This is a genomic window from Azorhizobium doebereinerae UFLA1-100 (genome assembly GCF_000473085.1).
Taxonomy (GTDB): Bacteria; Pseudomonadota; Alphaproteobacteria; order Rhizobiales; family Xanthobacteraceae; genus Azorhizobium; species Azorhizobium doebereinerae.
In genome coordinates, this window is the sequence record NZ_AXBA01000015.1 from 141,009 (window position 1) to 163,099 (window position 22,091).

A 22,091-nucleotide genomic window follows, 5' to 3' on the forward strand; every position below is an offset into this window, starting at 1 on the left:
CCGGACGATCAGCCTGCGGCCGGCGGGAGCGGCTGGAGGAAGGTCAGCTCGGTGTCGTCATAGCGGCGGCGTTCGATTTCTTCGAAGCCGGCGGGCAGGACGAACGCCCCGGCCAGTTCCTCCACCACGATCAGCGCGTTGGCGGTCAGCCAGCCGCCGGCCTGGGCTGAAGCGACGGCGGCCTCCGCCAGCCCCTTGCCGTAGGGCGGGTCGCAGAACACCAGATCGTGGGGCGCTCCCGGCCCCATGTCGCCGAGCCTAGCGGCATCGCGCCGGAAGATGCGGGTGGCGCCGGTCAGACCGAGGCTCTCCACATTGGTACGGATCAGGCCGCGCGCCTCCGCCGCATCCTCCACGAACAGCGCGAAGTCGGCGCCGCGCGACAGCGCTTCAAGCCCCAGCGCGCCGGTGCCGGCGAAAAGATCGAGCACCCGGGCGCCCTGCGCGGCATCGCCATAAGCATGGGCGAGCACGTTGAACAGGGCCTCGCGCAGGCGGTCCGAGGTGGGCCGCGTGGCCTTGGAAGCGGGCGCCTCGATGGGGCGCCCGCGATGCTTGCCGCCGACGATCCGCATCGGGATCAGCCGCGAGTGCGGGGTCCGGACGGCTTGCCGCCGCGCGCCGGGCCACCCTTGCCACCGCCGGGACCGCCCTTGCCCCGGGCCGGACCGCCCTTGGCGGCGCCGCCGGCCTTGAAGCCACCCGCCTTGAAGCCGCCGGGCTTGCCGCCGCTTCGCGGCCGTTCGCTCCGCTCGGCACCGCCGAAGCCGACATCCTTCGCCGCACCGCGCGGGCCGCGTTCGGCCCGGAAGCCGCCGGCGCCGCCGGGCGCACGCCCGGCGCGTTCGCCGGCCGGCTTGCCGAACTTGGCCGGACGCTCGCCGCGGGGCCGGTCGCCATCCTCGCGCGGAGGCCGGGCCCGGGGCGGACGGCGTGGGCTTTCCTCGCGCTCGCGCCACGGGGCGCGGTCGGAACGATCCTCGCCCGCCGGGAACTCGCGGGGGCGTCGCTCCGGCGCACCGTCGCGCGGCGGGCCACGGCGTGGCGCCTCGTCGCGGTTGAAGCGCGGGCGGGCCGCACCCTCACGCGGACGATCGGTTCCGCCCTCCGACCGGAAGCTGCGCTTCGGCCGGTCCTCGAAATCCCCGCGCGGCGCGCGGCTGCGCGGCGCATCCTCGCGGTTGCCACGGGAGGCGTCGTCGCGATTGAAGCGCGGGCGGGCCGCACCCTCACGCGGACGCTCGCTGCCGCCTTCGGACCGGAAGCTGCGCTTCGGCCGGTCCTCGAAATCGCCACGGGGCGCGCGGCTGCGCGGCGCATCCTCGCGGCTGCCACGGGAGGCGTCGTCGCGATTGAAGCGCGGACGGGCCGCACCTTCACGCGGACGCTCGCTGCCGCCTTCGGACCGGAAGCTGCGCTTCGGCCGGTCCTCGAAATCGCCACGGGGCGCGCGGCCGCGCGGGGCGTCCTCGCGGTTGCCACGGGAGGCGTCGTCGCGATTGAAGCGCGGACGGAACGTGCCTTCGCGCGGGCGGTCAGCGCGGTCCTCCCGCGAGCGGGGCGGGCCGTCGCCATAGGGCTCGCGGCGCGGCGCGCGGCCGCGTGCCGGAGCCTCGAAGCCCTGGTCGCGGCCGGCGGCATCCGCGCGGCCGCGGCGGGGGCCGCGTTCTTCGCCGGGTGGCGTGATCTTGCGCTCCACCTTGACTTCGCGGCCCTTGCGGTCGGCCACGGTGCCGACGCGGACCACCTGCCGGTCGTCGTCGCGGCGGCGCTTGCCCGGCGCGGGCTTGGCCCGTTCGGGATCGATCTCGCGCTGGGGCGCGCGGCGGGGCGCGCGCGCCGGCTTTTCGCTGTCCGCCGCGGGGCGGGCGACGGTGGCCGGGCGTTCACGCGGCGTCTCGTCCACCTCGCGCTCGATCAGCGGACCGGAGAAATCGGCGCCCGCAGCCGCGGCGATGTCATCGCCGATCTGGTCGCGCAGGACGCGGGTGCGCACCTCCTCGATGCCGCCTTCGGGCACGTCGCCGAGCTGGAACGGGCCGTAGGACACGCGGATCAGCCGGTTCACCTGGAGCCCGAGCGCACCGAGCACGTTGCGGACTTCCCGGTTCTTGCCTTCGCGCAGCGCCACGGTGATCCACACATTGGCGCCCTGCACGCGGTCGAGCACCGCTTCGATGGAACCGTATTCGATGCCGTCGACGGTGATACCCTTGAGCAAGGCGTCGAGCTGGGCCTGGTTTACGCTACCCTTGGCCCGCACCCGGTAGCGCCGGAGCCAGCCGGTCTCGGGCAGTTCCAGCACACGGGCGAGGCCGCCGTCATTGGTCAGCAGCAGCAGGCCCTCGGAATTGAGGTCGAGCCGGCCGATGCTGACCAGCCGGGGCAGGCTGGCGGGCAGGAGCTCGAACAGCGTGGTGCGCCCTTCCGGGTCGCGGTTGGTGGTCACCACGCCATTGGGCTTGTGATAGAGGAACAGGCGCGTGCGCTCCCGCTCGGGAAGCGGCTCGCCGTCCACGCGAATTTCATCGGCGGGGGTGACCGTGACGGCGGGCGTGGTCAGCACCTCGCCATTGACCGACACGCGGCCGGCAGTGATCCACTCCTCGATCTCGCGGCGCGAACCGAGGCCGACGCGGGCGATCACTTTCGCGACGCGCTCGGCCTCCTTGGGAGCCGGACGGGGGAGGGCGCGCTTGGCGCGCGGGACGCGGTTCTTGTCCTTGCGGGGAGGCAATGTTCGAGGCATGCAGGGGCGATAGCACGATCCGTGCTGCGAGACGAGATCACGGGGCCCCCGGTGAGCGAGACTTTCATGCAGATGGCGCTCTCCGAGGCGCGCGCCGCCGCGGCGCGGGGCGAAGTGCCGGTGGGCGCGGTGCTGGTGCGGGGCAGCCAGGTGGTCGCCCGCGACGGAAACCGCACCCGCGAGCTTTCCGACCCCACGGCCCATGCGGAAATGCAGGTGCTGCGGGCAGGCGCCGCCGCCATGGGGGCCGAGCGCCTGCTGTCCTGCGATCTCTATGTGACGCTGGAGCCCTGCGCCATGTGCGCGGGGGCGATCTCCTTCGCCCGCATCCGCCGGCTCTATTACGGTGCCCCCGACCCCAAGGGCGGGGCGGTGGAAAGCGGGCCGCGGTTTTTTTCCCAGCCCACCTGCCACCATGCCCCCGACGTCTATGGCGGCATCGCGGAACGCCAGGCGGCCGAGGTGCTGCGCGCCTTCTTCCAGGAACGGCGCTGAGCCAGCTTATCGGTTTCGCCCGGCGCGGCGTGACCTTGGGTCACAACTTCCTTCCACATACCTCCCGCTCTAAGGTCCGCAGCGCGGCCTTGGCCGTCATCGGGGGAAGCGCATGGAAGTCGAGATCACCAGCGAGGGCCGGACGCGCTCGCTCAACCGGGCCGTGGCCATAACCGTGGTCTTTCTCTCCGTCTTCATGGCGGTGGCGAAGATCAAGGACGACAACGTGGTCCAGGCCATGCAGGTCGCCAAGGCCGACATCGTCGACACCTGGAACGAATATCAGGCCGCCCGGCTCAAGCTGCACATGAACGAGCAGACGCAGGAGATCCTCAAGATCACCCTGCCGTCGCCCTCCGCCCAGATGGTGGCGAAGGAAGCCGCCATCGAGGCCGAGAAGGCCCGCTACCAGGCGCGCTCCGACGCGCTCGCGCTCAAAGCCAAGGACCTCCAGGCCAGCTATGACGCGCTGAACCTGCATGACGACCAGTTCGACCTCGCCGACGCCGCCCTCGCCATCTCCCTGTCGCTGGCCGCCGTCGCCGCGCTGACCGGCATGTGGTGGCTGCTGTTCATCTCCTGGGGGTTCGGCGCCTTCGGCTTCGTCATGGGCGCCGCCGGCTTCGCCGGCTGGTCGCTGCATCCCGACTGGCTGGTCGCGCTCCTGACCTGACGGCTACCCCTTCAGAAAGGGCAGGAGTGCCCCGAGCACCGCCTCGGGCGCTTCCTCGGCGACGAAATGCCCGGCCTCCACCGAGGCGCCGGTCACATCGGGGGCGAAGGCGCGCCAGGCGTTGAGCGGGCTTTCGCCCCGCGCCGGGATGCCCGAGCTGCCCCACAGCGCCAGCACCGGGCAGTCGATGGTGCGTCCGGCGGCCAGATCCGCCTCGTCATGGGCGAGATCGATGGTGGCCCCGGCGCGATAATCCTCGCACATGGCGCGGATGCGCTCAGGCACCGCGCACGACGCCCGGTAATGGGCCAGCGCGCGCGGATCGAAGGTGGAGAGATCCTTGCCGGCGGTCCAGCTCGCCAGGGTCCAGTCGAAGAAGAAGCCGGGGTCCTTGCCGATCATCGTCTCGGGGAAGGGATGGGGCTGGGCGAGAAACATCCAGTGATAGGTGGTCATGGCCCGGCTGCGGTCCATGCCGTGCCACATGACGCTGGTGGGCACGATGTCGAGCACCGCCAGCCGGTCGAGGCGCCCGGGATGGTCGAGGCCGATGCGGTAGCCGACCCGCGCCCCCCGGTCATGGCCGATAAGGGAAAAGTGGGCGTGGCCGAGATGCTCCATCGCCCGCACCAGGGCCTCGCCCATGGCGCGCTTGGAATAAGGCGCATGGTCGCGTCCCGGCTCGGGGGCGGCGCTCCAGCCGTAGCCGGGCAGGTCGGCGATGACAAGGGTGTGCTGCTTGGCCAGTTCCGGCGCGAGGCGATGCCACATCACGCCGGTCTGCGGGAACCCGTGCAGCAGGAGGAGCGGGGTGCCCGTTCCACCGGTCCGCACGAAAATACGCCCGACGGGCGTATCCACATTGTGCGCTTCGAAGCCGGGAAACAGATCGGCGAGATCGGACATGTGCGCCTCCTTGGCCTTTTCCCGGAGGGTGGCACAGGATGCGCCGCGCCCGCCAGTGCGGGTGCGGCGGTCTTCGAGCGGCGGTCTTCGCTCAGCCCAGGGCGCGCCAGCCGATGTCATGGCGGTAGAAGCCGTCCGGCCAGTCGATGAGGGCGGCGGCCGCATAGGCGCGGTCCCGCGCCTCCTTCAGGGTGGCGCCGACGGCGGTGACGTTCAGTACCCGGCCGCCGTTGGACAGGAGGCGGGCGCCGATCTTCTTGGTTCCGGCCTGGAACACCAGCACGCCCTCAAGCGCGGCGGCCGCCTCCACGCCGCGGATCTCGCTGCCGGTCTGGTGCGCGCCGGGATAGCCCCGGCTCGCATAGGCGACGGTGATGGCCGCCTCGTCCGACCAGGAGACCGAGACCTCGGCGAGGCGCCCGTGAGCGACGGCGGCGAGGGTTTCCAGCAGGTTGCCCTTGAAGCGGGGCATCAAGACCTGGCATTCCGGGTCGCCGAAACGGCAGTTGTATTCCACCAGCTTCGGCCCGGCGGAGGTCAGCATCAGGCCGGCATAGAGCACCCCGCGATACGGCGTGCCTGCCGCCACCATCGCCTTCGCGGTGGGGATGACGATCTCCTCGATCGCCTGTCGCTCCAGCTCCGGCGTCAGGATGGGGGCCGGGGAATAGGCGCCCATGCCGCCGGTGTTGGGGCCGAGGTCGCCGTCGAACGCGCGCTTGTGGTCCTGCGCGCTGCCGAAGGGCACCACCGTCTCGCCGTCCACGAGGCAGAACAGGCTGGCTTCCTCGCCCTCCATGAACTCTTCGACCAGCACTTCCTGGCCGCCGCCGGCGAACACCTGGTCGATGGCGGCCACCGCCTCTTCCACGGTCTGCGCCACCACCACGCCCTTGCCGGCCATGAGCCCGTCGGCCTTGATGACGATGGGCGCGCCCTCGGTCGTCACATAGGCCCAGGCGGCTTCCGGCTTGGTGAAGCGGGCGAAGGCGGCGGTGGGGATGCCGTTGGCCCGGCACAATTCCTTGGTGAAGAGCTTGGAGCCTTCCAGCCGGGCGGCGGCCGCATCGGGGCCGAAGGCGGCGATGCCGGCTTCCGCGAGGCGATCCACGAGGCCCGCCACCAGGGGCGCCTCGGGGCCGACCACGACGAGGTCGATGGCGTTGTCCTTGCACCAGCGCACTAGCGTGTCATGCGCCGAAAGCGGGATGCCCTCCACCAGTTCCGCGAGGTCGCCGATGCCGGGATTGCCCGGCAGGGCATAAAAGCGGCCCATGCCGGGGCTCTGGGCGAGCTTCCAGGCGAGAGCATGTTCGCGGCCACCGGAGCCGAGCAGGAGCACGTTCATCAGGCTGTCTTCCCCCGTTTCGATTTCGCTATCGGCTCCGGGCCTCGCGAACAAGGGGTTGGGCATTGCGCCCGCTGCATATGAGATAGGGGCTATGCTTCTGCCTCGATCTTCTGCTGCCATGTGATTCCATGACCAACACCGCTGAAACCCGCGCCAATGCGCCCGAATGGAGCGTTTCCGAGCTGTCCTTCGCCCTCCGCCGGACGGTGGAGGACGCCTATGGCCATGTGCGGGTGCGCGGAGAAATCTCTGGATATCGCGGGCCTCATTCCTCCGGCCACGCCTATTTTTCGCTGAAGGACGAAGGCGCGCGCCTCGACGCCATCATCTGGAAGGGCACCTTCGCCCGCCTGAAGCTGCGCCCCGAGGAAGGCCTGGAAGTGGTGGCCATCGGCAAGCTCACCACCTATCCGGGCAAGTCGGGCTACCAGATCGTCATCGAGAGCCTGGAATTCGCCGGCGCCGGGGCGATCATGGCTATGCTGGAGGAGCGCAAGCGCCGCCTCGCCGCCGAGGGCCTGTTCGACCCCGCGCGCAAGACCCTGCTGCCCTTTCTGCCCAAGGTGATCGGCGTCATCACCTCGCCCACCGGCGCGGTGATCCGCGACATCCTGCACCGCCTCTCCGACCGCTTTCCCCGCCAGGTGCTGGTGTGGCCGGTGCGGGTGCAGGGCGACACCAGCGCCGCCGAGGTCGCCGCCGCCATCCGCGGCTTCAACGCGCTGCCGCAGGGGGGGCCAATCCCGCGGCCGGACGTGCTGATCGTCGCCCGCGGCGGCGGGTCGCTGGAAGACCTGCTGGGCTTTTCCGACGAGGCCGTGGTTCGCGCGGCGGCTGAGAGCGGCATCCCCCTGGTCTCGGCCGTGGGCCACGAGACCGACGTGACGCTGATCGATTTCGCCGCCGATGTGCGCGCGCCGACGCCGACCGCCGCCGCCGAGATGGTGGTGCCGGTGCGGGCCGATCTCATCGCCGCCGTGGACGGGCTGGGCGGGCGCCTCGCGGCCGCGCCCATCCGGCTGCTGGAGCGGCGGCGGGGCGATTTCCGCGCCTTGGCCCGGCACCTGCCCTCCGCCGATACCCTGCTGGCCGTGCCGCGCCAGCGGCTCGACGGGGCAGGGGAGCGCCTGCCCCGCGCGCTGCGCGGCAATGCGGTGGCTCACCGCGTCCAGTTCCAGGCCGCGCGCGCCCGCCTGTCCCCCTCGGCCCTGCGGATGCGGCTGGAACGGCTCGCCGAACGGGCGGACGGGCTCGGGCGGCGCCTCCAGACCGGCCTCGGCGGCCTCGTGCAGCGCCGGGGCGAGTGCTTCGCCGCGCTCGCCACCCGCCTCTCCACCGCCCACGCCACCAATCTGCGCGCGCACCAGGTTCAGATGGCGCGTGCCAGGGAGCGCCTCGCGGTCCTCGACCAGCGGGCGGGGCGCGCGGTGGCGGGCGAGTTGCGGGCGCGTCGGCGGCGCCTGGAGGCGGTGGACCAGTTGCTGCGGGCGCTGTCCTATCGGGGCGTATTGGCGCGCGGCTTCGCGCTGGTGCGCGATGCACAGGGTCATGCGGTGCGCACCGCCGGAGCCGTCGCTGCCGGTGCCCGGCTGGAGCTTGAGTTCGCCGACGGCCGCGTCGGCGTGGTGGCGGGCGGCGCGCCCGCCAAGCCGACACCCGGAGCGGCCGCTCCTGTCGCGCCGGCGCGCGGGCCGGAGAAGCCGTCGCAGCCCACCTTGTTCGACACCTGACCTCATGCCGCAACGGCGGCGCTCTTTCGGTGGCGGCATAAACGCATTATCTTCGGCACATGCGGCCTCGGCCGCACCCGCCTTGCAGGACCCTGTTTCGCCGTGATGAATCGATTCGAACGTTTTCCGGAGCCCCACGGCGAAGCGGAGATCCGCTATCTCGACGGTGAATTCCGCATCCTGCGGCCCGGCAGCTACGTGCGATGCGCGGTCACCGGCCAGCAGATTCCGCTCGACGAATTGCGCTACTGGAGCGTGGACCTCCAGGAAGCCTATGCCGATCCGCAGGCCGTCCTGGCGCGGGTGACGGGACAGGCCAAGGCCGAGGACTGACCGCAGGTCCGCCTGTGCAGGCCGGAATGCGTCATGCCGGCTGGAGCGAGCGCCGCGCCGCGCGCGTGAATGCCAGCGCCAGCAGGTCGTCGAGCGTTGCTTGCGGGCCGATCTCCATCTCAATGGGCAGGACAATGATCGCCGGCCGGTGGGCGGCGAAGGCGGGGGCGCGCAGCCGCGCCATGTCCTTGCTGGTCGTCACCAGCATCGCGCCGATGCGCTCGGCCTCGGCAGCCAGTGCGGCGATTTCGTCCGGCACGTAGGCGTGATGGTCGGGAAAGGCCCGCAGTCCCGCCACCTCCACATCGGCTGTCCGCAGGGTGGTTGCCAGCTTGTCCGGCCGGCCGATGCCGGCAAAGGCGAGCACCCGCCGCCCGCGCAGGGCCGCCACCACTTGCGGGTCGGGGCGAACGGTTCCGTGCAGCACTGCCTTGCCCATCCGTGCGGCCTGCGCCGCCACGGCCTCGCCGGCCGCACCGTCTCCGACCACGAGGACCGCATCCGCCGCCGCGAGCTGCGGCGCCAGGGGTGCGCGCAAGGGGCCGGCGGGCAGCACCCTGCCGTTGCCGACCCCGGCCGCGCCGTCGATGACCAGGACGCTGACGTCCTTGGCGAGGGAGGGATTCTGGAAGCCGTCGTCCATGAGGATGACCGAGGCGCCCTCCGCCACCGCCAGCCGCGCCCCGGACGGCCGATCGCGGGACACTATGGTGGGCGCGGCGGCGGCCAGCAGCAGCGCCTCGTCGCCCACGGCAACGGCATCGTGCCGGTCGGGGACGACGCGCACCGGCCCCGGCAGGCTGCCGCCGTGGCCGCGCAGCAGCGCGAACGGCGCATGCCCCTGGCGCGACAGGCGGGCCAGCAGGGCAAGGGCGGTAGGCGTCTTGCCCGCGCCGCCCACGGTGGGATTGCCGATGCAGAGGACCGGCACGGGAACTATCTGGGATGGCCCCTTCATGCGGCGCAGGGTAATCGCGCCGACGATGCAGCCGACAGGGCTCAGCAGCAGGCTCGCGAGGCTCGTCCGCCGCGACCAGAACGCCGGGGCGCTGCCGATCATTTCCCTTCCAGCCGGATTTGCAGCAGGTAGGGCTCCACGGCGGCCAGCGTCCGGTCGAGCGCGCCGCCGAGCATTTCCACCGCGCGCCGGGCGGCGCGGGCGGTGTGGTCGTGGAAGCCGGGGCTCAGGAAGACGTCGAGGGCCGAGCGGACGATCTCCTCGGCCCCTTCCACCGGCACGGCGCCGAGATCGGCGTCCAGGCGGCCGTAGACCGCGCCGAAGTTCCACACGTGCGGGCCGTGCAGCACGACGGTGCCGATCTTGGCCGCCTCGATGGGGTTCTGACCGCCGTGCCGCACCAGCGACCCGCCGAGAAACGCCACCGGCGCCAGCCGGTAGAACAGGCCGAGCTCGCCGATGGTATCGGCCACATAGAGTTCGGCCTCGGCGGGCGGCAGCGGCGTGCGGCTGCGCTGGGCGGCGGCAAGGCCGGCCCCCTCGGCCAGCGCCAGGATGTCGGCGCCGCGCTCGGGATGGCGGGGGGCGATGATGGTCAGGAGGTCGGGCAACCGCTGCCGCAACTGCTGGTGCGCCGCGATCACCACCTCATCCTCGCCGGGATGGGTGGAGGCGGCGAGCAGGATGGGGCGGTCGCCCACCGCCGCTTCCAGGCGCCCCAGCAGGGCCGGGTCGGCGGGCGGGGCGGGAACGTCGAACTTCAGGTTCCCCGCCACTTCCACGCGCGGCGCGCCGAGCGACTTGAAGCGGGCGCCGTCCTCCGGCGTCTGGGCAAGGCAGAGATCGACGCGGGAGAGCAGGGCGCGGGCGCTGCGCGGCAGGCGGCCCCAGCGCTCGGCGGACCGGCGCGACAGCCGCCCGTTGACCAGGACGACGGAGGTGCCGCGCCGGTCCAGCTCGGTCATCAGGTTCGGCCAGAGCTCCGATTCCGCCAGCAGCACGAGGTCCGGCTTCCAATGGGCGAGGAAGCGCCGCACGAAGGCCGGGGCATCCAGCGGGATGAACTGGTGGATCACGCCGCGCGCGGCCCGGCGCGAGGCGATCCGGCTGGAGGTCAGCGTGCCGGAGGTGAGGAGGATGTGGAAGCCGCGCCCCATCAGCCGGTCCACCAGCGGCAGCACGGAGACGATCTCGCCGACGCTGGCGCCATGCACCCAGATCAGCGGGCCCTGGGGCCGCTCCAGCCGGGTGATGCCGCGCCGCTCGGACAGCCGGGCCGGGTCTTCCTTGCCCTTGGAAACGCGATACTTGAGCCACGCCGGGGCAAGAAGCGTCGCGGCCGCGGCGGCGCCGCGATAGATGCGCAGAGGGACCGGCAGCGGCCTCCCCTTCATTGCGGCGCCTCGGCGGGCGCCCGGCCCGCCACGAGCGCCGGCGCATGGCCCCGCCCGACCAGCGCCTCGGCCCGCGCCGTCGCCGCGTCGAGACGCTGCTGGAGCAATTGGCGCATGGCCTCCATGCCGGCGTCGTCCAGGTCGCGCGGCACCCAGATGGGCTCGGCGGCGACCGCCGCCCCGCGTCCGAACGGCAGGTTGAGGCTCGCCTTGTCCCAACTCTTCAGGGTGATGCGGTTGCTGGTTGCCATGGCGATCGGAATGATGGGACGGCCGGAATGGCGGGCGATGACGATGACGCCCTTGCCCACGTGGCGAGCGATCTTCGGCACGTCCGCCGTCATCGCCACATTGATCCCCTGGGCGAGGGTGTCAATCATGGCATAGGTGGCCGAGACGCCGCCCTTGCGATGAAAATCCCGCGGCGAAGTGGCCCCGGAGCCGCGAATGGTGCCGACGCCGAGCTTTTCCGCCGCGATCGCGTTGATCTCGGCGTCAGCATGGCGGGAGATCAGCACCTTGGCCTTGTGGTGCGGCTTCATGACGAACGGCGTCAGGAAGTGCTGCCCGTGCCAGAAGGTCATGATCAGCGGCAGGTTGCCGTCGATGCGCTCATAGATGTCGGCCGGCTCCACGACGAACCGGGTCGTCCGAGCGACGGCCTTGAAATAATACGCAAAAGCCGTGCCCAGGGCGACCTGGGCACCCCGGTTGGTCCGAATGCGACGCCACATGTGTCGAGATTTCCGTCCGTCAGTGCCCGCCGGCGGTGTCCGTGTCGGGGTCGAGCAGCCGATGCAGATGGACGACGAAATAGCGCATCATCGCATTGTCGACCGTCATCTGGGCCTTGCCGCGCCAAGCGGCCACCGCGCTCGCATAGTCGGGATAGACGCCGACGATGTCGAGCTGGCTCAGGTCCTTGAACTCCACCGAGCCCAGTTCCTTCAGTTCCCCACCGAATACGAGGTGGGGCAGTTGCTTGCGTTCAGTCATTGTCGTCCGATCCCGGAGCAGGCCAGTACAACGAGGCGTGAAGAGAAATCACGGCGTTCCGCCGGCGCCCGCACGCGCCGCGGCAAGAACTGTGCTGTGCAGCGCGCGCCCGGTGGAAACCAGGGCGCCGTGCCGCGGCACCGTAGCATTATAGGTCAGTGGTCTTCCATCCAGGCCGGACAGAATCCCGTGGGCTTCGTGGACCAGCAGATCGGCCGCCGCAAGATCCCAATCGTGGGCATTGCTGGTGGCGAGCGCCACGTCAAGCTCGGCCGTGGCCACCCGGGCGATCCGCAAGGCAAGCGACCGCACGCGTGGCTGGCGCTGGATCGCCGCGTAATGTGCCAGATGGTCCACCGCCGTGGCCGGCCCGGACACGGTGGCTCCGTCCAGATCCGTGCGCGCCCCGGCGCGCAGGGGCAGCCCGTTGCGCCTGGCGCCCTGGCCGACGGCGGCCACGAACAGTTCGTTGGTGGCGGGCGCGAACAGGGCGGCCGCGATCGGCCGTCCGGCCTCCACGAGAGCGGCGGAAACCGACCAGTCCGGCGCTCCGGCCATGAAGGCGCGAGTGCCGTCGATGGGGTCCACCACCCACACCCGCGTGCGCGCCAGGCGATCCGCGCTGTCGGCGGTCTCCTCGGAGAGCCAGCCATAGTCCGGCGCCAGCGCCGTCAGCCGCTCGTTCAGAAAACGGTCGACGGCGATGTCCGCCTCGGTGACCGGGGAATCGTTGTTCTTCGTCCAGGACGCCACTTTGCCGGACCGGAACATGGCGAGCGCCACGGCTCCGGCAGCGGTCACCGCATCGGCCAGATGCCGCGCGGCCGCCTCCGGCGCGTCGATGGACGACAGGCCGGCGCGGGGCAGGGACGGGTCTTGGGAAATCATGCGCAGCCCATAGGCGCCCCGGTGGCCCGAGGCAAGGCGACATGTCTCCATATCGGCATCAGGACAGCCAAATGGACGCGAGATGCTGGCCGATGGCGTCCAGGGAGAGGCCGGCAAACAGAATCAGGCCGGCGTCGCGGTTGGATTTGAAGATGGCGAGGCAAAGCGCCGGATCGTCGATGTCGAGCCGCTTCACCTGCCCGTGCAGGTGATAGGCAAACGCCATCAGCCCGATCCAGGCCAGAATGCCGGATCCTGCCCCGAGCAGGGCCATGGCGAACAGGATGACGGTGGCGGTGTAGCACAGGGCCAGCGCCAGCCAACTCGCCTGCCCGAACAGCAAAGCGGTGGAGCGCACGCCGACGATGGCGTCGTCCTCGCGGTCCTGATGGGCATAGATGGTGTCGTAGGCGAACACCCAGCACACCGAGCCGGCGAACAGCAGCAGCGCCGGGTCGTCGATGCTGCGGAACACGCTGGCCCAGCCCATGAGCGCGCCCCAGGAGAAAGCGATGCCCAGCACCGCCTGCGGCACCGAGGTGATGCGCTTCATCAACGGGTAGATGGCGACGACGCCGAGCGAGGCGAGGCCGGTGATCACCGCGAAGCGCGGAAGCGACAGCAGGACGGCAAGCCCGATGAGCGCCTGGAACACCAGGAAGGCAAAGGCTGCGGGCACGCTCACCGCGCCGCTGGCGATGGGGCGGCTCTGGGTCCGTGCCACCATGCGGTCGATCTTGCGGTCGAGGATGTCGTTCCAGGTGCAGCCGGCGCCGCGCATGGCGACCGCGCCGATGGCGAACAGAATCAGCAGCCGGGGGTCAGGGAACGGCTGGCGCGCGGCGCCCGCCGCGAGCGCCGTGGACCACCAGCACGGCAGCAGCAGCAGCCAACTGCCGATGGGGCGGTCGAGGCGCGCGAGTTGGAGGTAGGGGCGAACCTTCGGTGGCGCGTAACGATCGACCCAGTTGCCCGCGGGCGCATCGGCCACGGCCGAAAGCGCAGGGCCTTCCATCGCGTCCCTCAGATCCCCGTTCACTTTGACAGCGCGTTTCCGGTGAGGGTGTCGAACACCCCGCCGCGATTGCTGCTCTCACCCGGCACATAGCCGGTGGTCACGCCGAGCGCCTGGGAGAGGCTGCCCTGCGGCGGCGGCTTGACCGCGCCGCCTCCGCCCGCCTCGCCGCCATTGGCGGCAGCCTGGCAGACCTTGTCGCGCAGCGCGGCGGTCTTCTGGTTGTTGGCGAGCGCCGACTGCACCGTCTCCGGCGGGATCTGGCACCAGTCCTTGTTGTCCTGCAGGTACTTGGCCGCCTTGGATTCCGCCGCCGTGAAGTTGCGGAACAGCGGGCAGAGCTCCTGCGGGCCGACCTTGGCCTTGCCGGCGGCCTGCAGGGCCTTGCCCTTGGCTTCCATGTCGGCGCGCAGCGCCATGAAGTCGGATTGGCAGTCGGCAAGGGCCGGGACCGCACCGGCCGTGCAGAGCGCGAGGGCGAGGCCGAAGGCGATCGAGCCCTTGAAGCGCGGCGAATGAGTGATCCGGGACATGTCCAGTTCCGCTACGTCGGTGATGGCGTTTCCTAACAAAGACCTGACTGTTGGGGCAATATCGGGGCAACGGGAAGATACGCGAGCGGCGCTGATGCCGCATGTAAAAAAGCGCGCGGGAATGCCTTGACGGAGATTTCGTCAGTGGGTACGTTCGCGCAACTTTTGAAAGGGTGACTGCGCACATGCGCAACTTCGTTATCATTCTTGTACGCAGGAGCGCCACCGTCACGACGGCCTGAGGGTCGTCGGAAGGGACGAGTGGCGCGTGACGAGGGGCCTTCGGGCCCCTTCGTCGTTTCTGAGGTTCGAGAATTCCGAAGGTTCAAGGGCGGCCGGAGGCGCAGGATGCGCCAAGGGCAGCAAGGAGCAGATGAGATGAGCAAGGAGATGACCGGCGCCGAGATGGTGATCCAGGCGCTTGCCGACCAGGGGGTCGATCACCTGTTCGGCTATCCCGGCGGCGCCGTGCTGCCGATCTATGATGCGCTGTTCCACCAGAACCGGATCGAGCACATCCTGGTGCGCCACGAGCAGGCGGCGGTCCATTCGGCCGAAGGCTACGCGCGCTCGTCCGGCAAGGTCGGCGTGGTCCTCGTCACCTCCGGCCCCGGCGCCACCAATGCGGTGACCGGCCTGACCGACGCGCTGATGGACTCGATCCCGATCGTCTGCATCACCGGCCAGGTCGCCACCCACCTGATCGGCAACGACGCGTTCCAGGAATGCGACACGGTCGGCATCACCCGGCCCTGCACCAAGCACAATTACCTGGTGCGCGACGTCAACGACCTCGCGCGCGTGCTGCACGAAGCCTTCTACGTGGCGCAGAACGGTCGGCCCGGCCCGGTCGTCGTCGACATCCCGAAGGACGTCCAGTTCGCCAAGGGCACCTACGTCGGCCGCGAGAATATCGAACACAAGACCTACAAGCCGAAGCTGGTGGGCGATGCCGACAAGATCCAGCAGGCGGTGGACATGATCGCCGGCGCCAAGCGCCCGATCTTCTATACCGGCGGCGGCGTCATCAATTCCGGCCCGGCGGCGAGCCGCGCCCTGCGCGAGCTGGCCCGCCTTACCGGCGTTCCGGTCACCTCCACGCTGATGGGCCTCGGCGCCTTTCCGGCGGCGAACGGCCAGTGGCTGGGCATGCTGGGCATGCACGGCACCTATGAGGCCAACATGACCATGCACGGCTGCGACGTCATGGTCTGCATCGGCGCGCGCTTCGACGACCGAATTACCGGGCGGCTGGACGCCTTCTCGCCCGGCTCGAAGAAGATCCACATCGACATCGACCCCTCGTCCATCAACAAGAACGTCAAGGTGGACCTGCCCATCATCGGCGATTGCGCCAAGGTGCTGGACGCCATGCTGGCCGCCTGGAAGAGCCAGGACCGGCATATCGACCGCGCCGCGCTGGACGACTGGTGGAAGCAGATCGACCGCTGGCGCGGGCGCAATTCGCTCGCCTACCGGCTGCTGCCGGACACCATCAAGCCGCAGCAGGCCATCGAGCGGCTCTATGCGGCGACCAAGGACAGGGACGTCTACATCTCCACCGAAGTCGGCCAGCACCAGATGTGGGCGGCGCAGTTCTTCCGCTTCGAGGAGCCCAACCGCTGGCTGACCTCCGGCGGCCTCGGCACCATGGGCTACGGCCTGCCGGCCGCCATCGGCGCGCAGATCGCCCATCCCGAGGCGCTGTGCGTCGATATCGCCGGCGAAGCCTCGATCCTGATGAACATGCAGGAGATGTCCACGGCGGTGCAGTTCAACCTGCCGGTGAAGATCTTCATCCTGAACAACCGTTACATGGGCATGGTGCGCCAGTGGCAGGAGCTGCTGCATGGCGGGCGCTACTCGCATTCCTATTCGGAAGCGCTGCCGGACTTCGTGAAGCTTGCGGACGCCTATGGTGGCGTCGGCATCCGCTGCGAGAAGCCGGGCGACCTCGACGGGGCGATCCAGGAGATGATCAACATCAAGCGCCCGGTGATCTTCGACTGCATCGTGGACCAGCAGGAGAACTGCTTCCCCATGATCCCGTCGGGCCGTGCCCACAACGAGATGATCCTCGGCGACATGGCCGTGGACCTCGACGAGGCCATCACCGACGAAGGCAAGATGCTGGTGTGACCTCATGCCGGCCGCGCAGCGCGCGGCCGGTCGCCACCATCCGCCGGCGCCGCAAGCTCCCTTTTCTCGCCGTCCTCGCAGAGACCTCTTCATGTCGCTCGTCCAAGACAAGACCGAACGCCACACCCTCTCCGTGCTGGTGGACAACGAGCCCGGCGTGCTTGCCCGCGTCATCGGCCTGTTCTCCGGCCGTGGCTACAATATCGACAGCCTCACCGTGTCCGAGGTGAGCCACGAGGGGCATCTCTCGCGCATCACCATCGTCACTACTGGCACGCCCATGGTGATCGAGCAGATCCGCAACCAGCTCGACCGCCTGGTGCCGGTGCACCGGGTGCGCGACCTGACCGTGGAAGCCGCTTCGCTCGAACGCGAACTGGCCATGGTGAAGGTGCGCGGCACCGGGGAGGCGCGCAGCGAGGCGCTTCGCCTCGCCGAGGCCTTCCGTGCCCGGGTGATCGATGCCACCACCGAGAGCTTCGTGTTCGAGATCACCGGCAAGTCCGACAAGATCGACCAGTTCGCCGTGCTGATGGAGCCCCTCGGTCTCGTCGAGGTGGCCCGCACCGGCGTGGTCGCCATTTCCCGCGGCCCCGACGCCATGTGAGCGCCGGCGGCCGCGCCACCTGATCCGGGCTCCGGCCCGTACGCTTCAAACGGTTTCATCAAGAGGAAAGCCAATGCGCGTTTATTACGATCGTGATGCCGACCTGAACCTCATCAAGGGCAAGAAGGTCGTCATCGTCGGCTACGGCAGCCAGGGCCACGCCCATGCGCTCAACCTGCGCGACAGCGGCGTGAAGGACATCGTCGTGGCTCTGCGCCCCGGCTCCGCCAGCGCCAAGAAGGCCGAGGCCGAAGGCTTCAAGGTCATGACGCCCGCCGACGCCGCCAAGTGGGGCGACGTGGTGATGATGCTCACCCCGGACGAGCTGCAGGCCGACATCTACAAGGAGAGCCTGCACGACAACATGAAGCAGGGCGCGGCGCTGCTGTTCGCCCACGGCCTCAACGTGCACTTCAACCTGATCGAGGCCCGCAAGGATCTCGACGTGCTGATGATCGCCCCCAAGGGCCCCGGCCACACCGTGCGCTCCGAGTATCAGCGCGGCGGCGGCGTGCCGACCCTGATCGCCATCGCGCAGGACGCCTCGGGCAACGCCCATGACCTCGGCCTCTCCTACGCCTCCGCCAACGGCGGCGGCCGCGCCGGCATCATCGAGACCACCTTCAAGGAAGAGTGCGAGACCGACCTGTTCGGCGAGCAGGTGGTGCTCTGCGGCGGCCTCGTGGAGCTGATCCGCGCCGGCTTCGAGACGCTGGTGGAAGCCGGCTACGCGCCCGAGATGGCGTATTTCGAGTGCCTGCACGAAGTGAAGCTGATCGTCGACCTCATCTATGAGGGCGGCATCGCCAACATGAACTACTCGATCTCGAACACCGCCGAGTACGGCGAATATGTCACCGGCCCGCGCATCATCACCGCCGAGACGAAGGCCGAGATGAAGCGCGTCCTCAACGACATCCAGTCCGGCAAGTTCACCCGCGACTGGATGCTGGAGAACAAGGTCAGCCAGACCTCGTTCAAGGCCACCCGCGCCAAGGTGAATGCCCACCAGATCGAGGAAGTCGGCGAGAAGCTGCGCGGCATGATGCCGTGGATCAAGGCCAAGGCCCTGGTGGACAAGACCAAGAACTGAGCCGCCGCGAAGGCTGTCGGCTTTCGGCCCGCCGTCCCTTCGGGGGCGGCGGGCTTTTTCGTGCGGGCCGGGACATGGCGGCTGTCATCCGGACGGTCTGCGTCTATCCTGGCGCAGGAGGTGCCTTAATGCCGGATGCCACAGACACCACGCCCAGCCTTTTCCTGCGCCTGGATTTCGGCGACGGGCGCCGCCTCGGCCCGGGCAAGATCGCCCTCCTGGAGGCCATCGGTGTCCACGGCTCCATCCTGTCGGCCGCGAAGGCTGTCGGCATGAGCTACCGCAGGGCGTGGCTGCTCATGGACGAACTCGACCGCATGTTCGAGGAGACGGTCATCGTTACCCATCCCGGCCGGCGCGGCAGCGGCACCGACGTGACGCCCTTCGGGCACCGGCTGATCGCACTCTATCGGGCGATGGAGCGCCAGAGCGCGCGCGCGACCGAGGCATCGGTGCGGGAACTCAGCCGTTCCCTCGCGAAGGACGATCGGTCCCGACAAGACGCAGAGCCGGAGCCGAAGGCGGGCTGACGGCGGCAGGCAGGTCGGCCGCAGGAGCCTCGCCCGGTGCCGGTGTGTCGAACAGCGGCGAGCGGGCATCCACCGCCACCGCCTTGATCATCACCCAGGCCGGCATCCCCGGTTCGAGCGCCAAGCGCTCGACGCTCTCCTTGGTGACCAGGGCGCGCAACGTGGCATGGCCGAGATCGACCCCCACGTCCGCATAGGGGCCTTCCTCCCGCCGGATGTCGCTGACCTTGCCCGCGAGGCGGTTGGTGACGGAGACATCCATGGGGCGGGAGAGGGAGAGGGCCACGTCGCGGGACCGCACCCGCGCCCGAGCCGGCGTGCCCACCGGCAGATCCACGAGCGGCACCCGCAGCTCGCCATCCTGGAACGCCAGGGTGGAGAGCGCATAGGCCGGGTCATGGGCCTTCACGGTGCAGTCGAGGATGGTGCCTAGATCGAACCGCCCGATCACGGGCAGGAGTTCCGGCCGGGACATCACCTCTGCCACCGGCCCGGCCGCGACCACCTGGCCGTCGGCCATCGCCACCGCCATGTCGGACAGGCGCAGCACCTCCTCCAGCGAATGGCTCACATAGAGAATCGGCAGCTTCAGTTCGTCCCGCAGCCGTTCGAGATAGGGCAGGATTTCCGCCTTGCGCTGGTCGTCGAGCGCCGCCAGCGGCTCGTCCATCAGCAGCAGGCGCGGCTGCGCCAGGAGCGCGCGGCCGATGGCGACGCGCTGGCGCTCGCCGCCCGAGAGCGTGTGCGGCCGGCGCTTGAGCAGGTGGCCGATGCCGAGCATGCCCACCACCGCGTCGAAGCCGATGCGCCGCTCGGCGCCGGCCCGGCGCTCGCCGTAGCGCAGATTGTTTTCCACCCCCATGTGCGGGAACAGCCGGGCGTCCTGGAAGACATAACCCACCCGCCGCCGCTCCATGGGCAACTCGGTGCGGCTGGCCGAATCGAAGAACACCGCGTCGCCCACCCGGATGATCCCGCTGTCGGGGCGCACGGTGCCGGCCACCATGTGGATGATGGTGCTTTTTCCCGCTCCGGACCGGCCGAACAGCGCGGTGACGCCCCGACCGGGCGCGGAAAAGCGGGCTGTCAGGGTGAAGCTGGAGGAGCGCGTGAGCGTGACGTCGATCTCGATCATGCGCGCCCCAGCACGATGCGGATGCGGCGGTCGGCGAACTCGGCCAGCAGCAGGGCGCCGAGCGCCAGGACGATGGACACGACCGTCAGCCGCAAGGCGATGTCGTCGCCGTCCGGCATGCTGGTGGCGCTGTAGATGGCGAGCGGGATGGTGCGCGTGATGCCTTCGACATTGGAGACGAAGGTAATCGTCGCGCCGAACTCGCCCAGGGCCGAAGCCAGGGAAATCAGCGTGCCGGACAGGATGCCCGGCAGCATGAGGGGCAGGGTGATGCTGAAGAAGACGTCGAGCCGCGTCGCCCCCAGCGTCCGGGCCGCGGTTTCAAGCCCGCGGTCCACCGCGTCGAGCGACAGGCGGATAGCATTGACCGTGAGGGGGAAGGACACCACCGCCGCCGCGACCGTCGCGCCGGCGGTGGAGAAGATCAGGCGGATGCCGAACCACTGGTCGAGATAGTAGCCGAACGTCCCCCGCGCCCCGAGCAGGAGCAGCAGCAGATAGCCCACCACCACGCGGGGCAGCACCAGGGGCAGATGGACCAGCCCGTCGAACAGCCCGCGCCCGGGAAACTCCAGGCGCGAAAGCATGAAGGCGACGAGGATGCCGGGCGGCAGGCTCCAGATCGTGGCCCAGAAGGCCACCTGAAGGCTGAGCCGCACGGCGGTCCATTCCTCCGGTGTCAGCATGACGGCGGGAATCCTCGAACAGGCCGGTTTCTGCCGGAGCTTACGCCGGCATGCCAGCCGCTGCGAAGGCGTTGCGCGCGACTACTTCGCGGTGAAGCCGTACTTGGCGTAGACCGCCTTGGCGTCCGGCCCAAGCAGGTAGGCGAAAAACGCCTTGGCGGCGGGCGTGTCGTTGCCCTTCACGATGGCGAAGGGATAGACCACCGGCTCATGGCTGTCGGCCGGGAACGTGCCGGCGACCACCACATTCTTCGCGATGGCGGCGTCGGTGGCATAGACGATGCCGGCGGCGGCTTCGCCGCGCTCCACCAGGGCCAATGCGGCGCGCACGCTCTCGGCGCCGACCACGTGCGGGCGCACCTTGTCCCACAGGCCGAGCTTGGTGAGGGCCGCCTTCGCATAGACGCCCACCGGCACGCTCTCCGGAATGCCGGTGACCAGCTTGCCGTCCTTGCCCAGGATGGTGTCGAAATCGAAGGACGAGTTGATCGTGATCTTGACCGGCTTGGTGGCCGGCACGACCACGACCAGCGAATTGCCGATGGGATCGGTGCGGGTGTCTTTCAGGACCAGGCTGCGCTGCTCCAGATAGTCCATCCAGCGGTTGTCGGCGGAGATGAACACGTTGGCGGGCGCGCCCGATTCGATCTGCTTGGCGAGGTCGGACGAGGCGGCGAACGAGGTCCGCACGACCACTCCGGTCTTCGCCGTGTAGGCCTTGGCAATGTCCTGGATGGCGTTGGTCATGCTGGCGGCGGCGAACACCGTCACCGCCTCCTCGGCCCGCGCCGCCACGGGAGCGGCGGCGCCGATGGCCGACGCCAGCGCGAGGGAGAGGACGCTACGACGGGACAGGAATAACGGATTCAGGCAATTCAGGGCAGCGGCAAGGCGGGACATGGAAGACCTCCGTCTATGTTATGTCCCGTCATATACAGCTTTGGCGGGCCGTTCCACAGGCGAAGCGCCACAGTGGAATGGTTCTATTTCGGCTGCACATTGCTGTTGCCACCCGGCGACCCCGGTGGGGGGATGACCGGCGTGGTGCCGGTGTCCGGGGCGGGCTTGTGCATGTCCGGATCGAGATTCCGCGCCGGCGGGATGACCCCGTCGTTGCGCTGGAGCTGGTCGCTCAGGGTTTCGCCGGGCCGCGGGCCTGGCACGGTCGGGCCGGGCGCGTCGGGCGGGCGCGGCCCGGTGCCGACCTGGGCCAGCGCGGGCAGGGGAGAGAGAAAGGCTATGACCGCGAGGGCGGGAACGATCTTCAACATGGCGGGCCTCCTGCGGGGGGCGATGACCTGCCAACCCCGCCCGGAAGAGCCGTGTTCCCTCAGAGGCCGAACATCTTGAGCGCCGCCCCGCCGGGAGCGAGCATCACGAACGACCAGACGAACGCGCTGCCCACATTGGCCAGCTGGAACGGGATCTGGCGCATGGCGAGCACCCCGGCGATCAGCGGCACGACCGCGCGCGCCGGCCCGAAGAAGCGGCCGATGGCGATGCTCCAGACGCCGAAGCGGGCGAAGAAGACCTCGCCCTTCATCACCATTTCGGGCTGGCGCGAGAGCGGCCAGATGGTCTTGGCACCATCCTTGAAATAATAGCCCAGACCGTAGGAGATGGTGTCGCCCACCACGGCGCCCACCGCCGCCGCGGCCCAGATCTGCCAGAAATCCAGGTTACTGGCCTCGATCAGCGCCCCGATCCCGAGCAGCAGCACGGTGGCCGGGATGAACAGCGAGAGCACGGCGAGCGATTCGCCCAGCGCCAGCGCGAAGACGATGGGCACGGCCCATTGCTGATGCTGCTGGACCAGCGCCAGCGTCTGGGAAACCAACGTGCTGAAATCGAACATACCGCCTCCGTCTTCCTATCTCGGG

At 69.8% G+C, this 22,091-nt stretch carries 24 protein-coding genes; 8 read left to right on the forward strand and 16 right to left on the reverse strand.

The window, feature by feature from the left end:
- Positions 1 to 8: 8 nt before the first annotated feature.
- Together rsmD and YU1_RS0113195 are read right to left on the reverse strand one after the other, a co-directional pair.
- Positions 9 to 575 carry a 16S rRNA (guanine(966)-N(2))-methyltransferase RsmD gene (gene rsmD, locus YU1_RS0113190; RefSeq protein ID WP_029004482.1) on the reverse strand — a complete coding sequence of 189 codons (567 nt, stop codon included), beginning with the start codon at positions 573 to 575 and terminating at the stop codon, positions 9 to 11.
- A gap of 5 nt (positions 576 to 580) precedes the next feature.
- Positions 581 to 2,737, reverse strand: a complete 2,157-nt coding sequence (locus YU1_RS0113195; protein ID WP_051356828.1) for a pseudouridine synthase — start codon at positions 2,735 to 2,737, stop codon at positions 581 to 583.
- A gap of 78 nt (positions 2,738 to 2,815) precedes the next feature.
- Here YU1_RS0113195 and YU1_RS0113200 point away from each other — a divergent pair, with 78 nt between their 5' ends.
- Both YU1_RS0113200 and YU1_RS0113205 read left to right on the forward strand, forming a co-directional pair.
- Positions 2,816 to 3,244, forward strand: a complete 429-nt coding sequence (locus tag YU1_RS0113200; RefSeq protein WP_425339149.1) for a nucleoside deaminase — start codon at positions 2,816 to 2,818, stop codon at positions 3,242 to 3,244.
- A gap of 112 nt (positions 3,245 to 3,356) precedes the next feature.
- Positions 3,357 to 3,917: a DUF4337 domain-containing protein gene (locus YU1_RS0113205; RefSeq protein WP_029004485.1), complete on the forward strand. Its 561-nt coding sequence runs from the start codon at positions 3,357 to 3,359 to the stop codon at positions 3,915 to 3,917.
- A 3-nt stretch (positions 3,918 to 3,920) separates the two neighbouring features.
- Here YU1_RS0113205 and YU1_RS0113210 read toward each other — a convergent pair whose 3' ends face one another.
- A complete protein-coding gene (locus YU1_RS0113210) occupies positions 3,921 to 4,823 on the reverse strand; it encodes an alpha/beta fold hydrolase (RefSeq protein WP_029004486.1) in 903 nt (300 codons plus the stop codon).
- 91 nt (positions 4,824 to 4,914) lie between these two features.
- Positions 4,915 to 6,171, reverse strand: coding sequence for a phosphoribosylamine--glycine ligase (purD, locus tag YU1_RS0113215; RefSeq protein ID WP_029004487.1), 1,257 nt, complete (start codon positions 6,169 to 6,171; stop codon positions 4,915 to 4,917).
- Positions 6,172 to 6,302: 131 nt separating this feature from the next.
- Between purD and xseA the strand changes: the two genes are divergently transcribed.
- Both xseA and YU1_RS0113225 read left to right on the forward strand, forming a co-directional pair.
- The gene (xseA, locus tag YU1_RS0113220) at positions 6,303 to 7,904 is read left to right on the forward strand and encodes an exodeoxyribonuclease VII large subunit (RefSeq protein ID WP_029004488.1); all 1,602 of its coding nucleotides are present in this window, start codon (positions 6,303 to 6,305) and stop codon (positions 7,902 to 7,904) included.
- A gap of 105 nt (positions 7,905 to 8,009) precedes the next feature.
- A complete protein-coding gene (locus tag YU1_RS0113225; RefSeq protein WP_029004489.1) occupies positions 8,010 to 8,237 on the forward strand; it encodes a DUF2093 domain-containing protein in 228 nt (75 codons plus the stop codon).
- A gap of 31 nt (positions 8,238 to 8,268) precedes the next feature.
- Here the strand turns inward: YU1_RS0113225 and lpxK are convergent, their stop codons facing one another.
- From lpxK to YU1_RS31985, 7 genes are read right to left on the reverse strand one after another with little or no spacing between them, the layout of a single operon-like run.
- Positions 8,269 to 9,297 carry a tetraacyldisaccharide 4'-kinase gene (gene lpxK, locus YU1_RS0113230; RefSeq protein ID WP_029004490.1) on the reverse strand — a complete coding sequence of 343 codons (1,029 nt, stop codon included), beginning with the start codon at positions 9,295 to 9,297 and terminating at the stop codon, positions 8,269 to 8,271.
- Entirely contained in the window at positions 9,294 to 10,589 is a 1,296-nt protein-coding gene (locus YU1_RS0113235) for a 3-deoxy-D-manno-octulosonic acid transferase (RefSeq protein ID WP_029004491.1), read from the reverse strand. Before YU1_RS0113235 ends, lpxK begins: the two co-directional genes overlap by 4 nt.
- The gene (locus YU1_RS29335; RefSeq protein ID WP_035715253.1) at positions 10,586 to 11,323 is read right to left on the reverse strand and encodes a lysophospholipid acyltransferase family protein; all 738 of its coding nucleotides are present in this window, start codon (positions 11,321 to 11,323) and stop codon (positions 10,586 to 10,588) included. Before YU1_RS29335 ends, YU1_RS0113235 begins: the two co-directional genes overlap by 4 nt.
- Positions 11,324 to 11,342: 19 nt before the next feature.
- Positions 11,343 to 11,585, reverse strand: coding sequence for a DUF4170 domain-containing protein (locus YU1_RS0113245; RefSeq protein WP_029004492.1), 243 nt, complete (start codon positions 11,583 to 11,585; stop codon positions 11,343 to 11,345).
- Positions 11,586 to 11,633: 48 nt separating this feature from the next.
- A complete protein-coding gene (locus YU1_RS0113250) occupies positions 11,634 to 12,473 on the reverse strand; it encodes a 3'(2'),5'-bisphosphate nucleotidase CysQ (RefSeq protein WP_035715322.1) in 840 nt (279 codons plus the stop codon).
- 58 nt (positions 12,474 to 12,531) lie between these two features.
- Positions 12,532 to 13,488 carry a 4-hydroxybenzoate octaprenyltransferase gene (gene ubiA, locus YU1_RS0113255; protein WP_029004494.1) on the reverse strand — a complete coding sequence of 319 codons (957 nt, stop codon included), beginning with the start codon at positions 13,486 to 13,488 and terminating at the stop codon, positions 12,532 to 12,534.
- Positions 13,489 to 13,508: 20 nt separating this feature from the next.
- Positions 13,509 to 14,021, reverse strand: a complete 513-nt coding sequence (locus YU1_RS31985; protein WP_051356829.1) for a hypothetical protein — start codon at positions 14,019 to 14,021, stop codon at positions 13,509 to 13,511.
- A gap of 378 nt (positions 14,022 to 14,399) precedes the next feature.
- Here YU1_RS31985 and YU1_RS0113265 point away from each other — a divergent pair, with 378 nt between their 5' ends.
- The 4 genes from YU1_RS0113265 to YU1_RS0113280 all read left to right on the forward strand — a co-directional run bounded on the left by YU1_RS0113265 (position 14,400) and on the right by YU1_RS0113280 (position 18,390).
- Positions 14,400 to 16,160, forward strand: coding sequence for an acetolactate synthase 3 large subunit (locus YU1_RS0113265; RefSeq protein WP_029004495.1), 1,761 nt, complete (start codon positions 14,400 to 14,402; stop codon positions 16,158 to 16,160).
- Positions 16,161 to 16,251: 91 nt separating this feature from the next.
- Positions 16,252 to 16,767, forward strand: coding sequence for an acetolactate synthase small subunit (ilvN, locus tag YU1_RS0113270; RefSeq protein WP_029004496.1), 516 nt, complete (start codon positions 16,252 to 16,254; stop codon positions 16,765 to 16,767).
- 73 nt (positions 16,768 to 16,840) lie between these two features.
- On the forward strand, positions 16,841 to 17,860 hold the full coding sequence (gene ilvC / locus YU1_RS0113275; RefSeq protein ID WP_029004497.1) for a ketol-acid reductoisomerase: 1,020 nt from the start codon (positions 16,841 to 16,843) through the stop codon (positions 17,858 to 17,860).
- Between the two features lie 128 nt (positions 17,861 to 17,988).
- Positions 17,989 to 18,390: a winged helix-turn-helix domain-containing protein gene (locus YU1_RS0113280; RefSeq protein ID WP_029004498.1), complete on the forward strand. Its 402-nt coding sequence runs from the start codon at positions 17,989 to 17,991 to the stop codon at positions 18,388 to 18,390.
- On the opposite strand, the gene modC is transcribed toward YU1_RS0113280, so the two are convergent.
- From modC to YU1_RS0113305, 5 genes are all read right to left on the reverse strand, one after another.
- The gene (gene modC, locus YU1_RS29345; protein ID WP_084539847.1) at positions 18,323 to 19,525 is read right to left on the reverse strand and encodes a molybdenum ABC transporter ATP-binding protein; all 1,203 of its coding nucleotides are present in this window, start codon (positions 19,523 to 19,525) and stop codon (positions 18,323 to 18,325) included. The two genes, YU1_RS0113280 and modC, sit on opposite strands and share 68 nt — an antisense overlap.
- Complete coding sequence (modB, locus tag YU1_RS0113290) at positions 19,522 to 20,211, reverse strand: molybdate ABC transporter permease subunit (RefSeq protein WP_029004499.1); 690 nt, start codon at positions 20,209 to 20,211, stop codon at positions 19,522 to 19,524. The genes modC and modB overlap by 4 nt, the downstream gene beginning before the upstream one ends.
- Before the next feature lie 81 nt (positions 20,212 to 20,292).
- Complete coding sequence (modA, locus tag YU1_RS0113295; RefSeq protein WP_051356830.1) at positions 20,293 to 21,111, reverse strand: molybdate ABC transporter substrate-binding protein; 819 nt, start codon at positions 21,109 to 21,111, stop codon at positions 20,293 to 20,295.
- Positions 21,112 to 21,194: 83 nt separating this feature from the next.
- Positions 21,195 to 21,482 (reverse strand): hypothetical protein, encoded by a 288-nt coding sequence (locus YU1_RS0113300; RefSeq protein ID WP_035715257.1) that lies wholly within the window; start codon positions 21,480 to 21,482, stop codon positions 21,195 to 21,197.
- 59 nt (positions 21,483 to 21,541) lie between these two features.
- The gene (locus YU1_RS0113305; RefSeq protein ID WP_035715259.1) at positions 21,542 to 22,066 is read right to left on the reverse strand and encodes a DedA family protein; all 525 of its coding nucleotides are present in this window, start codon (positions 22,064 to 22,066) and stop codon (positions 21,542 to 21,544) included.
- Positions 22,067 to 22,091: the final 25 nt, after the last annotated feature.